The sequence below is a fragment of the Bacillus haynesii genome, assembly GCF_014042035.1.
GTDB lineage: Bacteria > Bacillota > Bacilli > Bacillales > Bacillaceae > Bacillus > Bacillus haynesii.
Genome location: NZ_CP059494.1, coordinates 2097501 through 2110793 on the forward strand (window position 1 = coordinate 2097501; position 13293 = coordinate 2110793).

The window sequence follows — 13293 nt, forward strand, 5'->3', positions numbered from 1 at the left end:
CTATGGCGGGCCTTTCCAGACCTCTTCATCTACCTCGTTCTTTTGTAACTCCGTACAGAGTGTCCTACAACCCCAAGAGGCAAGCCTCTTGGTTTGGGCTAATCCGTTTCGCTCGCCGCTACTCAGGGAATCGCATTTGCTTTCTCTTCCTCCGGGTACTTAGATGTTTCAGTTCCCCGGGTCTGCCTTCTCATATCCTATGAATTCAGATATGGATACTGCTCCATTACGAGCAGTGGGTTTCCCCATTCGGAAATCTCCGGATCAAAGCTTGCTTACAGCTCCCCGAAGCATATCGGTGTTCGTCCCGTCCTTCATCGGCTCCTAGTGCCAAGGCATCCACCGTGCGCCCTTTCTAACTTAACCGTTAAAAAGAATCACTACGTGATATCTTGCATTACAATTGAATGTGAATGTCTACTTTCGTTATCTAGTTTTCAAAGAACAACGCATAGGACATGCTAACACATGCGTTACCACAGGATGTGGCGCATTTAGCAGGTGCTCCTATGTCTGAAGGAATGATCCTTCAAAACTAAACAAGATCTAAACGCACCTGTCTATAAGACCGCAAGGTCTTATATTCCGTATAATATCCTTAGAAAGGAGGTGATCCAGCCGCACCTTCCGATACGGCTACCTTGTTACGACTTCACCCCAATCATCTGTCCCACCTTCGGCGGCTGGCTCCAAAAGGTTACCTCACCGACTTCGGGTGTTACAAACTCTCGTGGTGTGACGGGCGGTGTGTACAAGGCCCGGGAACGTATTCACCGCGGCATGCTGATCCGCGATTACTAGCGATTCCAGCTTCACGCAGTCGAGTTGCAGACTGCGATCCGAACTGAGAACAGATTTGTGGGATTGGCTTAGCCTCGCGGCTTCGCTGCCCTTTGTTCTGCCCATTGTAGCACGTGTGTAGCCCAGGTCATAAGGGCATGATGATTTGACGTCATCCCCACCTTCCTCCGGTTTGTCACCGGCAGTCACCTTAGAGTGCCCAACTGAATGCTGGCAACTAAGATCAAGGGTTGCGCTCGTTGCGGGACTTAACCCAACATCTCACGACACGAGCTGACGACAACCATGCACCACCTGTCACTCTGCCCCCGAAGGGGAAGCCCTATCTCTAGGGTTGTCAGAGGATGTCAAGACCTGGTAAGGTTCTTCGCGTTGCTTCGAATTAAACCACATGCTCCACCGCTTGTGCGGGCCCCCGTCAATTCCTTTGAGTTTCAGTCTTGCGACCGTACTCCCCAGGCGGAGTGCTTAATGCGTTTGCTGCAGCACTAAAGGGCGGAAACCCTCTAACACTTAGCACTCATCGTTTACGGCGTGGACTACCAGGGTATCTAATCCTGTTCGCTCCCCACGCTTTCGCGCCTCAGCGTCAGTTACAGACCAGAGAGTCGCCTTCGCCACTGGTGTTCCTCCACATCTCTACGCATTTCACCGCTACACGTGGAATTCCACTCTCCTCTTCTGCACTCAAGTTCCCCAGTTTCCAATGACCCTCCCCGGTTGAGCCGGGGGCTTTCACATCAGACTTAAGAAACCGCCTGCGCGCGCTTTACGCCCAATAATTCCGGACAACGCTTGCCACCTACGTATTACCGCGGCTGCTGGCACGTAGTTAGCCGTGGCTTTCTGGTTAGGTACCGTCAAGGTACCGCCCTATTCGAACGGTACTTGTTCTTCCCTAACAACAGAGTTTTACGATCCGAAAACCTTCATCACTCACGCGGCGTTGCTCCGTCAGACTTTCGTCCATTGCGGAAGATTCCCTACTGCTGCCTCCCGTAGGAGTCTGGGCCGTGTCTCAGTCCCAGTGTGGCCGATCACCCTCTCAGGTCGGCTACGCATCGTTGCCTTGGTGAGCCGTTACCTCACCAACTAGCTAATGCGCCGCGGGTCCATCTGTAAGTGGTAGCTAAAAGCCACCTTTTATAATTGAACCATGCGGTTCAATTAAGCATCCGGTATTAGCCCCGGTTTCCCGGAGTTATCCCAGTCTTACAGGCAGGTTACCCACGTGTTACTCACCCGTCCGCCGCTAACCTAAGGGAGCAAGCTCCCATCGGTCCGCTCGACTTGCATGTATTAGGCACGCCGCCAGCGTTCGTCCTGAGCCAGGATCAAACTCTCCATGAAGTTTGATAATGACTACGCACACTCAAATGTGCGATTTATTCAATGAATTAACAGGTACGTTTTGTCTTGTTTAGTTTTCAAAGATCATTTCCGCTCCTGTCCGAAGCGACTTTATTAGTATAACATTTTCAACAAGGAGTGTCAAATGTTTTTTTGTTTTTTCGTCGCTGCTGCTTTCAGTTCAAAAACCGTTCCGCTAACAGCGACGCTTAATAATATATCACCGTTATAAATTAGTGTCAACACTTTTTTTAATAAAATATCCTCGATGAAAAATCTTTTGGCCCTTTGTCTCAATCGGCTTTACTCCGACTAAATCCTTTTCAGCCAAGAACTCCAGTATGACTCCCAGATCTGCCGTGAAATACTTGAGATCCGGATGCTTGAGAAGATCGGCAAATTGCCAAACCGCTTTTTCATCCATGACATTGAGAATATGGGCGGCCCCGATTTCGGCTTTTGAATGAATGAGAAAATCACTTGCGAGGAATAATAACTCCAGTCGTTTTTGCAAGCTTTCATTGCTCTCAATTAATTCCTTATACAATTTATATACCTGAGGTTCCATGTGGCGGACTTGGTTCCATACCGTAACTTCAGGGTGAAAACCTTTATCGATCACTTCAATTCTGGCCAAATGATGGAGGGCGTGTACGATGGAATTGTAGGCGTCCAAAAATTGACCATCTTCAAAAAACGATTTTCCTTCTATATATCTTCTGATTAATTTCCCGTATTCAAGTCCAATTTTTAGTTTTCTTTCTGAAAACGGAAACGTATTGAGCTGCTCAATCAGTTTGGCGATAAATTCGTTTCGGTCGAAAAGCACCTTTCCGTTGAGGACCCAGTCTATGATTCTTCTATTTGTTCCGAGCAAAATCCATTCCTGAAGCTGTTCAACAGAAATAATATGAAGAGAAGCCGTTTTTCCATCGAACTCATAATGCTTCACAAATACAGGGTCTTCAGCCTTATTAACAATTATCAACAATGCCGCATCAAAATTATCTGTGGCAGATGAGGTTTGATTTCTCCTCTCAATCAGCATGACAGCGAGTGTGTCAGGGCGGCTTGCTCTTTCTTGGTAAATCGGACGGAGAAGATTTTCCATCACCATTCCTCCAATACGATGTAAATACGTTGCTTAAAAGCTTCTCTCTTGTTTCTACCTATTTCTACGAGCCAATAAAAACTCCTTTATTTTGAAAACACATTGAATTATTATAATCAATTTCCCCAAAACTCTCTATAGAAATTTTCCAATTGATTCGTTTTAATTAAAGAATAACACATCTTTGATATGCTATATTAGAGACAGGGGGATGGATATGGCCAAATACTCTAGTAAAATCAACAAAATCAGAACGTTTGCGTTGAGCCTTGTATTTATAGGCTTCATTATTATGTATGTCGGGATCTTTTTTAGGTCCTCGATCCTCTTGATGTCGGTGTTTATGATCTTGGGGGTATTGTCTATCTTGTTGAGTACAGCGGTTTATTTTTGGATCGGCATGCTTTCAACGAAAGCGGTTCAAGTTATCTGTCCAAACTGTGAAAAACCGACCAAGATTTTAGGCCGGGTTGATATGTGCATGCATTGCAGGGAGCCTCTGACACTGGACAAAAACCTCGAAGGAAAAGAGTTTAACGAATCGTATAATAGAAAGTCTCAGTAAATGCTGCAACAAAAATAAGCTGACCGTTAAAAAAGCGGCCAGCTCTTTTTAATGGCTTTCTTTTTTGTCGCATTCCTGACATAAACCGTATATCTCCAGTCTATGGTGACTGACTTTGAATCCTGTCACATGTGAAGCAAGCTGCTCCACTTCGTCGAGGCCGGGATAATGAAAGTCGACGATTTTCCCACAGCGTTCGCAAATTGCGTGATAATGCTCGGAAGTCACGAAGTCAAACCGGCTGGAGGAATCTCCGTACGTTAATTCCTTAACGAGCCCTGATTCCTTAAAAACCCGCAAATTGTTGTAGACCGTTGCTACGCTCATGTTTGGAAATTTCCCTTCCAGAGCTTTATATATATCATCTGCAGTTGGATGAGACATAGAATTCACGAGAAATTCCAGAATGGCATGACGTTGAGGAGTAATTCGCACCCCGGTTTCCTTCAACGCTTCCAACGCTTCTTTCAGGTTATGTTCTGCCATCGTCATGCACCTCTCTTCTAAAAAAAATTCTTACATTATAACGTTTATAATTAGTGTAACTCCTGATCAGAATCTTTGTCAATTCCAATCCCTGTGAAAAAGCTATTTTCAAGGCGAAAAAGGCCGCTATGATCAGCATGGCCGATCAGACAGACGAATATGAGCGTAAAAAGAGACCAAACTAAAATACAGTCCGGCCTCCCCCCAGAGCTTTATGCTTCCGCGATTTCTTTTACTGCTTGAAGCGCTTCTGCGACATGGTCTTTTACCTTTACTTTCCGCCACTCTTTCACAAGACGGCCTTCTTTATCAATCAGGAATGTCGACCGTTCGACACCCATGTATTCCTTGCCGAAATTCTTCTTCAGCTTCCATACGTCAAAGCTTTCAGCGAGCTTGTGTTCATCATCGACGAGCAGCAGAAACGGCAGATCGTGTTTTTGCTTGAATTTTTCATGTCTTGCCTGATCGTCAGGGCTGACTCCGATGATGACGGCATCAAGTTCAGCAAAGCTTTCATGGCGATCTCTGAAATCGCACGCTTCCGTTGTGCACCCCGGCGTCATATCTTTCGGGTAAAAATAGAGCACGACATACTTTCCTTCAAAATCCGACAGCTTTACTTTTTCTCCGTGATCGCCCAGCAGTTCAATATCAGGCACCTTTTGTCCAATTTCAACAGTCATTGTTTTGCCTCCTGTTATGTTTAATCGCTTGCTTTCCCCCATTATAAAAAACAGCGCCCTCTTGTTCAAATGTTCGGCGGCTTCTTTTTTGCGCTCTGTCCACCTCGTGTTACAATATAGAAATAGATAAAAGGTGCAGAAATGAGGAGGATATTATGCAGCATACTCAATCTGAAAAGCTTCATGAAGAAGCTCTTCAACATATAGTCGGAGGCGTCAACAGCCCCTCAAGGTCTTACAAAGCTGTCGGAGGAGGTTCTCCAGTCGCGATGGAAAGGGGAAGCGGCGCTTATTTTTGGGATGTGGACGGCAACAAATACATAGACTACCTTGCCGCATACGGACCTATTATTACGGGTCACGCCCACCCGCATATCACGAAAGCTATTCAAACAGCTGCTGAGAACGGGGTGCTTTACGGTACGCCGACAAAGCATGAAGTGACATTTGCCAAGATGCTTAAGGAAGCGATTCCTGCCCTGGATAAAGTGAGATTCGTCAATTCGGGAACGGAAGCCGTGATGACGACGATTCGCGTCGCCCGGGCCTATACAGGCAGAACGAAAATCATCAAGTTCGCTGGCTGCTACCACGGCCATTCCGATCTTGTGCTGGTGGCGGCTGGTTCAGGACCGTCAACGCTCGGCACACCTGATTCCGCCGGTGTTCCAAAAAGCATCGCAAACGAGGTGATTACCGTTCCTTTCAATGATATCGACAGCTACAAAGAAGCGCTCGATAAATGGGGGGACGATATTGCGGCAGTTCTCGTTGAACCGATTGTCGGAAACTTCGGGATCGTTGAACCGAAAAGCGGATTTCTCGAACAGGTCAATGAACTGACCCATAAAGCAGGAGCGCTTGTCATCTACGATGAAGTCATTACCGCTTTCCGCTTTATGTACGGCGGCGCCCAGGATCTTCTTGGCGTCAAACCTGATTTGACGGCGCTCGGCAAAATCATCGGCGGCGGCTTGCCGATCGGCGCCTACGGAGGCAAAAAAGAGATTATGGAACAAGTCGCACCGCTCGGACCTGCTTATCAAGCGGGTACGATGGCGGGGAATCCGGCTTCCATCCTCTCAGGCATCGCCTGCCTTGAAGTGCTGAAAGAAAAAGGCACATACGAAAAACTTGACCGCCTCGGCGCCATGCTTGAAGAAGGCATCCTGGGGCATGCCGAAACCCATGGCATCAATATCACTGTCAACCGTCTTAAAGGCGCGCTCACCGTATACTTCACGAACGAAAAAGTCGAAAACTATGAGCAAGCCGAAAATACGGACGGAGAAATGTTCGCGGCCTTTTTCAAACTGATGCTTGAGCGCGGAATCAATCTTGCGCCTTCAAAATATGAAGCATGGTTTATCACCACCGCGCACACAGAAGAGGACATTAAAGCCACGCTTAATGCCGTGGATGACTCATTTAAACAATTGAAACAGCGCATGTAAAAAGAGAGCGGGTCCGCTCTCTTTTTTATCAAATGCGGAGCACTTTGGAAACACGGTGAACAGGCACTTTCCGCCGGCTTGTTTTTCTTTTTTGTCAATGATTTGTTTTTTCTTAAAAATGGGTTGAATATTTCGGAAGATCGCTGTATATTACTTTATTGTTTGGCAAATTAACAGAGAGGGAATGTTCAATACAATTCATTTTCTGTAAGGAACGAATTTTATTATAGAAAGGGATGCAAGTACAGCCTAATGAAACTTGGTGCCCGTATTTTCAAAACAGGCATTGCCATTACGCTTGCGCTTTACCTAGCGTCTTGGCTCGGCCTTCCGACTCCTGTCTTCGCGGGAATCGCAGCTATCTTCGCGATACAGCCTTCGATCTATCGTTCATTTTTGACGATTGTCGATCAAGTGCAGGCGAACATTATCGGAGCTGCCACAGCCATTATTTTTGGACTTATTTTTGAACCCAGTCCGATCATCATCGGATTGACAGCAGTAATCGTCATTACGATCAACTTGAAGCTGAAGATCGAGAATACAATTTCGATCGCTCTTGTCACCGTTATTGCGATATTGGAGAGCTCCGGCGACAACTTTTTATGGTTTGCCTTGGTGAGAACCGGAACGGTTATTTTAGGCGTATTGTCTGCGTTCTTGGTCAACCTGGTTTTTCTGCCGCCTAAATATGAAACGAAGCTCGTCAGCCATATTGTTGAAAACACAGATGAAGTCATTAAATGGATCAGATTGTTGACGCGAAAGACAACGGAACATTCCATGCTGAAAGAAGACATTGAAAAACTAAAAGAAAAAATGATGAAGGTCGACCACCTTTACTTGCTTTACAAAGAAGAAAGAAGCTATTTAAAACGGTCCACCTATGTAAAACAGCGAAAGCTCGTACTGTTCAGACAGGCGATCATTGCATCCAACCGTGCGCTTGATGCTCTGAAAAAGCTGCACCGGCTTGAAAACGAGTTTTATCACATGCCTGAAGAATTTCAAGAAACGCTGGTCGAAGAGCTTGATTATCTTCTCCATTGGCATGAGCGAATTTTAATGAGATTCGTCGGCAGGATCAAAACGCAGGATCACGTCGATCTTCACGAAGAAGGAGACGTTTACAAACAGCACTTGACCGAATCATTCCTGAAAAACCAGGACAAATTAAAAGAAGAACTGTTGGACTACAATATGCTGACCATTATGGCGAGCACTGTAGAATACCGAGAACAGCTTGAGCATTTGGAAACCTTGCTCTCAAGCTTTCAGACGTACCACAAAGAAGACAGCGAACTTGAGGTTGAGGAAGAGTAAACCGGTTAACGAATATGTTAACCGGTTTTTTATTTTCCTTCCTTCATTTTCGGATCAAGGGTGTCGCGCAGGCCGTCTCCCATCAGATTAAAGCCGAGGACAGTCAGCATGATCGCAAATCCCGGAAAAAATAATGTCCATGGGGCCTGCGCCAAATAAGGCCTGGCATCTGCAAGCATTTTTCCCCACTCGGGGTTCGGCGCCTGCGCCCCCAACCCTAAAAATCCGAGCGCCGCCGCTTCTATAATCGCCGTTCCAATATTCAGTGTCGCTTGAACGATTACTGGTGCCATGCTATTGGGAAGAATGTGTTTAAACATCATCCTCATATTGGACATCCCGACAGCTCGCGCTGATAAGATATACTCCTCCTGCCTGATGCTGAGCACTTTTGAACGAACGAGCCTGCCAAACGTCGGAACGTTGATGATGGCGATGGCAATCAGGGCATTTTCAAGGGAAGGCCCGAGAATCGCAACAATGGCGATCGCCAGCAGAATGCTGGGAAACGCGAGCATGATATCAAACAGCCGTGAAATCAATGCATCAGCCCATCTGCCGTAAAAACCGGCGATCAGCCCTAACAGCGTCCCCACCAAGGCCGATGCCAGACAGGAGAAAAAGCCGACCCATAAAGACAGCCTCGCACCGTACAGCACCCTTGAAAAAATATCCCTGCCAAAGTCATCTGTTCCAAAAAGGTGTTCCGCAGACGGAGCGGCAAGCCTGTCTGACAGTGACTGGTCGTTTATTCCGTAGGGTGCGATAAGCGGCGCGAAGATGGCCAGCAGGATAAACAGCGCGACTAAAATCGTGCCGGCGGCCGCCAGTTTATGCTCAAAGAACCGCCGAATATGTTCAGCCAAAGGCGAACGCACCTTCACGTCCTCCCTCTGCTGTTCATTTTGAAGCACAACCACATTTCCCGCCTCCTAATATTTAATTCTCGGATCGATGACGGCGTACAGCAGATCAACGATGAAGTTAATCATGACGAAGATGAAGGCGATCACGAGGATGCCCGATTGGATAACCGGGTAGTCGCGGTAGCTGATCGCATCATAAATGTACCGGCCGATACCGGGCCAGGCAAAAATCGTCTCCGTTAAAATTGCGCCGCCCAGTAACAGTCCGGTTTGCAGGCCGATGACAGTCAACACCGGAATGAACGCATTTTTTAAACCGTGCTTATAGATGACGAAAAACATATGCACGCCTTTTGCTTTTGCCGTGCGGATATAATCGGACTGCAGCACCTCTATCATGCTGGCTCTTGTAATTCTCGCAATGATCGCGGCGGGAATGGTGGCAAGAGCGGTTCCCGGCAGAATCAAGTGGCTGATGACCTCTCCAAACTGATCAAATCTTCCGTGCATAAGGGTGTCCAGTGTATGAATGTAGGTAATGGCTTCGACCGGATTTCTGACATTCTCCCTTCCCGTTGTCGGCAGCCAGCCGAGCTCGATCGAAAAAAACCACTGGCCCATCAAACCGAGCCAAAAAATCGGCATCGACACGCCGATTAAAGCAACCAGCATCGCGATATAGTCGAATACCGAGTTCTTAAACCACGCGCTGATGATTCCGGCGTTCACGCCTACAAACACTGCGATCAGCATAGCGAAAAAAGCGAGCTCGAGAGTGGCGAACAAATATGGCTTTATTTCTTGCGTAATCGCCGCTCCCGTGCGGATTGATGTCCCGAGATCCCCCTTCAGCAAATCCCCGATATATCTGGCGTATTGCACATACCACGGCTGATCAAGTCCGAGCTGGACGGTCAGCTGCTGCACCGCTTCCTTTGTCGCCCTCTGACCGAGAATAACCTGGGCGGGGTTGCCGGGAATAAAGCGGATGATCGAAAAAACGACCAGTGTCATGCCGATGAGAACGGGGATCAGCATGGCCGTCCGTTTTAAACAGTACGCAAGCAATGGCTGTCACCACCTATTTAAACTCTACGCCGGACAATACTTCACTCCCTGTCGGGTGCGGAACATATCCGTCGATATCTTTTGAACCGGCCAAAATCGGTGTGGAATGGACAAGCGGAACCCAAGGCGATTCTTCATGGAGGAGCTCCTGCGCATCTTGATACAGTTTGTTTCTCTTCTTTTGGTCAGGGTCTGACTGCGCCTCGATTAAGATGTCATGAAGCTCGTCATTGCTGAAGTACGTATAGTTGTTACCACCGATATTATCTTTATCAAGCAGCGTATAAATAAAGTTGTCCGGATCTCCGTTGTCGCCGGTCCAGCCCATTAAAAACGCATCAGCTTCCCCTTTGCTCACCTTATCCAAATACGTCGCCCAGTCGTAAGTGACGATTTCTGCTTTGACGCCGATTTTTTCAAAACTTGATTGAATCACTTCAGCTATTTTCATACCGTCCGGCATATACGGCCGTGGAACAGGCATTGCCCAAAGCTTCATTTTAAACCCGTCCGGGTAGCCGGCTTCTTTTAAGAGTTCTTTTGCCTTTTTTAAATCATACGGATATTCCTTAATCTGATCGTTGTACCCTTCAAGCGATGGAGGGAGAGGATTTTTGGCAGATTCGGCGAGACCTCCGTAGAAGGAATCGATAATCGCCTGTTTATCAACAGCATGGTTCAGCGCCTGGCGGATCAGCTTATTGTCAAAAGGCTTTCTTGTTGTCGTCATTCCGAGATACCCGACGTTCATTGAAGGCCTTTCAAATATTTTCAGATTGGCGTCTGCTTTGATGCTTTCGATATCAGACGGATTGACGCCATCCATTAGGTCGATTTCGCCCGTCTTCAATGCATTTAAGCGGGCTGAGTTTTCAGGAATGGCTCTGAAAATGATCTTCTGCAATTTCGGTTTGCCTTGATCCCAATAGTCTTCATTTTTTTCAAGGACGATCCGGTCGTTCGGCTTCCATTCGACAAATTTGTAAGGGCCCGTGCCGACAGGGTGCTCCCTGAATTTTTCGCCGTATTTTTCGATGGCGGCAGGACTTGCAATCCCGAATGAAGTCATGGCAAGGTTCTTTAAAAACGGCGCTTGCGGGCGTTTTAAAATGAACTGAATCTTATGGTCGTCGAGAACTTTTATATCTTTGATGACATGCCCCTCATCTTTCTTATAGCCTCCGAACATGCCGTAGTAAGGAAATTTTTCTTCATCCCCGTTCATCCACCGCTCAAAATTGTATTTGACGGCTTCTGCATTAAAATCCGTTCCGTCATGGAATTTCACGCCTTTTCTCAGCTCCAGTGTGTAGGTCAAACCGTCATCTGAAGCGTCCCATTTCACCGCGAGGCCTTCCTTCAGCGTTGTGTCTTGTTCTCCGTAATTCAGCAAGGTTTCAAACATATTGATCGTCACTTTAAACGCTTCGCCTTCTGTCGTGGTGATCGGATCAAGCGATGTTGAATCACCGCCTCTGCCAATGATCAGCGTATCTTTTCCGCCGTTCGTCCCTCCGTCGTTCTTTCCGCTTTCGTTACCGGAGCATCCCATTAAAAAAGCGGAAACAGACAGAATCATTCCCAAACAGATCAGCCAGCTTTTCTTTTTCATCGTACAGCCTCCTTATTGGTAAAATGGCATGCGGCATAATGCCCGTCCGCAGTCTCTTCAAGAGGCGGCTCCGCTTCCAGGCAGACGGCTGCCCGCTTCATGCATCTGCTGTAAAAAGGACAGCCCTTTTCACTCATGCGGGGCGCGGCAATATCCGGTGCCGTATGAACCGCTTCTCCTTTGCCGATGACCGGCACTGCCGCTAACAGCGTTTCTGTATACGGGTGTTTCGGTTCTCTAAATAACGCGTCGGCGTCCGCCATCTCGACGACCTTTCCGAAATACATTACGGCCACCCTGTCGCTAATATAGCGAACGACTGCGAGATCATGAGAAATAAACAGAAACGTTAAATTGAATGCCTCCTGCAGATCAGACAGCAGATTTAAGATCTGCGCCTGAACGGAGACATCAAGCGCGGAAACAGGCTCATCAGCTATGATTAATTTGGGCTTTGTGATCAGCGCTTTTGCAATGCCGATCCTTTGCCTCTGACCGCCGCTGAATTGGTGTGCATATCGGTCGCCATATGAAGCATCAAGGCCGACAATTTCAAGCATCGAGCGAACGACTTCTCTCCTTTCCGCCTTCGTTCCGAGTTTATGAACGATCAGCGGTTCCTCCAAAATATCCTTTATTTTCATGCGCGGATTTAACGAAGCGTACGGATCTTGAAAAATCATTTGTATATGTCTTCTCATGTTGCGAAGCTCTTTTGCATCAAGGCCGGTCATCTCCCGCCCGAGAAATGTCACCGTTCCAGAAGTCGGTTCGGTCAGCCGCAATATCGATTTTCCCAAGGTTGATTTTCCGCAGCCGGATTCCCCGACGATCCCTACGATTTCGCCTTTTTTGACTGACAGTGTAACACCATCCACCGCTTTCACGATTTTCTTGCGGGACACGCGGTAATACGTTTTCAGCTCTTGGACACTCAGCAGTTCGTGATTCATGTTAAAGCACCTTCCTCTTCGTAGAGAAAGCAGCTTACAGCATGATCATCCTTCAGCCTGTTCAATCCGGGCTCCTCCTCAATGCAGCGTTCGTGTTTATGAGGGCACCTCGGCGCAAACATACAGCCTTTTTTAATCGATCCCGGCTTCGGCACCTGCCCCTCAATCGAAGACAGCCGCTCAGATTTGCCTGTGAATGCGGGAATAGAGGCGAACAAGCCTTTTGTATAAGGGTGTTTCGGGCTGTCAAAAACAGCGGTGACACCGCCCTCTTCAACGATCCGGCCGGCATACATGATCATCACGCGTTCACATGTATTGTGAACGACGCCAAGGTCATGGGTAATGAGGAGAATGGCTGTGTTAAATTCGGCATTCAGTTTTTTCAGCAGGGACAGAATCTGGGCTTGGATGGTGACGTCGAGAGCTGTTGTCGGTTCATCGGCGATCAGCAGTTTCGGTTTGCATATTAATGCCATTGCGATCATGACCCGCTGCCTCATGCCTCCCGACAGTTCGTGGGGATGCTGCTTCATCAGCTGGTCCGCCCTCGGCAGGCCGACGGTATCCAGCATTTGAACGGCTTTTCTTCTTGCTTCTTTTTTATGAATATTGATATGGCTGGAGAGTGCTTCTATTAGTTGATCGCCAATTGTAAAAAGGGGATTGAGGGAGGTCATCGGCTCTTGAAAAACCATCGCGATGTCATTGCCGCGCATCTGTCTCCATTCTTTTTCAGACTGCATGAGAAGGTCTTTGTTTTGAAACTTGATCCGGCCCGTCGTCCGGGTGTTTGCGTTCAGCCCCATTAAAGCCAAAGAGGTGACGCTCTTGCCGCAGCCGGACTCTCCGACGACTCCCAAGATTTCTCCGGGATGGAGATCGAAAGAAACGCCTTGCACAATCGGGGTTTCGGACTTTTTCTTTTGAAACGAAATCGATAAATCCGATACTTCAAGCAATTTTTCTTTTGTCACTTATACACCTCCGGAGCTTGTATTTTTTAAATTGTATTTAA

11 protein-coding genes and 2 rRNA genes (1 of these 13 cut by a window edge) are annotated in these 13293 nt (G+C 47.4%); 3 read left to right on the forward strand and 10 right to left on the reverse strand.

All coding sequences use genetic code 11. The features are described from left to right. The 3 genes from H2R00_RS10485 to H2R00_RS10495 all read right to left on the reverse strand — a co-directional run. Nucleotides 1-366, reverse strand: a 23S ribosomal RNA gene (locus H2R00_RS10485); it reaches 2558 nt to the left of the window's first position. 236 nt (nt 367-602) lie between these two features. Continuing rightward, a 16S ribosomal RNA gene (locus H2R00_RS10490) occupies nt 603-2151 on the reverse strand. Together the 16S and 23S rRNA genes form the textbook arrangement of a ribosomal RNA operon. Before the next feature lie 226 nt (nt 2152-2377). Beyond that, nucleotides 2378-3262, reverse strand: coding sequence for a nucleotidyltransferase-like protein (locus H2R00_RS10495; protein WP_145653007.1), 885 nt, complete (start codon nt 3260-3262; stop codon nt 2378-2380). Between the two features lie 217 nt (nt 3263-3479). Here H2R00_RS10495 and H2R00_RS10500 point away from each other — a divergent pair, with 217 nt between their 5' ends. Continuing rightward, on the forward strand, nt 3480-3827 hold the full coding sequence (locus tag H2R00_RS10500) for a YgzB family protein (protein ID WP_076789318.1): 348 nt from the start codon (nt 3480-3482) through the stop codon (nt 3825-3827). A 48-nt stretch (nt 3828-3875) separates the two neighbouring features. Here the strand turns inward: H2R00_RS10500 and perR are convergent, their stop codons facing one another. Both perR and bcp read right to left on the reverse strand, forming a co-directional pair. Beyond that, nucleotides 3876-4313: a peroxide-responsive transcriptional repressor PerR gene (gene perR, locus H2R00_RS10505; protein WP_003179961.1), complete on the reverse strand. Its 438-nt coding sequence runs from the start codon at nt 4311-4313 to the stop codon at nt 3876-3878. A 212-nt stretch (nt 4314-4525) separates the two neighbouring features. Beyond that, entirely contained in the window at nt 4526-4999 is a 474-nt protein-coding gene (bcp, locus tag H2R00_RS10510; protein ID WP_003179960.1) for a thioredoxin-dependent thiol peroxidase, read from the reverse strand. A 155-nt stretch (nt 5000-5154) separates the two neighbouring features. On the opposite strand from bcp, the gene H2R00_RS10515 reads away from it, so the two are divergent. Both H2R00_RS10515 and H2R00_RS10520 read left to right on the forward strand, forming a co-directional pair. Continuing rightward, entirely contained in the window at nt 5155-6453 is a 1299-nt protein-coding gene (locus H2R00_RS10515; protein ID WP_182070987.1) for a glutamate-1-semialdehyde 2,1-aminomutase, read from the forward strand. A gap of 252 nt (nt 6454-6705) precedes the next feature. Beyond that, nucleotides 6706-7776, forward strand: a complete 1071-nt coding sequence (locus H2R00_RS10520; RefSeq protein WP_154996935.1) for an aromatic acid exporter family protein — start codon at nt 6706-6708, stop codon at nt 7774-7776. Nucleotides 7777-7805: 29 nt separating this feature from the next. Here the strand turns inward: H2R00_RS10520 and nikC are convergent, their stop codons facing one another. The 5 genes from nikC to H2R00_RS10545 are packed head-to-tail and all read right to left on the reverse strand — an operon-like array spanning nt 7806 to nt 13252. Beyond that, on the reverse strand, nt 7806-8696 hold the full coding sequence (gene nikC / locus H2R00_RS10525; RefSeq protein ID WP_154996933.1) for a nickel transporter permease: 891 nt from the start codon (nt 8694-8696) through the stop codon (nt 7806-7808). A gap of 12 nt (nt 8697-8708) precedes the next feature. Then, nucleotides 8709-9710, reverse strand: coding sequence for an ABC transporter permease (locus H2R00_RS10530; RefSeq protein ID WP_182070988.1), 1002 nt, complete (start codon nt 9708-9710; stop codon nt 8709-8711). A gap of 13 nt (nt 9711-9723) precedes the next feature. Next, nucleotides 9724-11322, reverse strand: coding sequence for an ABC transporter substrate-binding protein (locus H2R00_RS10535; protein WP_154996929.1), 1599 nt, complete (start codon nt 11320-11322; stop codon nt 9724-9726). Then, nucleotides 11319-12275: an ABC transporter ATP-binding protein gene (locus tag H2R00_RS10540; protein ID WP_154996927.1), complete on the reverse strand. Its 957-nt coding sequence runs from the start codon at nt 12273-12275 to the stop codon at nt 11319-11321. The genes H2R00_RS10535 and H2R00_RS10540 overlap by 4 nt, the downstream gene beginning before the upstream one ends. Beyond that, a complete protein-coding gene (locus H2R00_RS10545; protein WP_154996926.1) occupies nt 12272-13252 on the reverse strand; it encodes an ABC transporter ATP-binding protein in 981 nt (326 codons plus the stop codon). Before H2R00_RS10545 ends, H2R00_RS10540 begins: the two co-directional genes overlap by 4 nt. Nucleotides 13253-13293 lie beyond the last annotated feature (41 nt).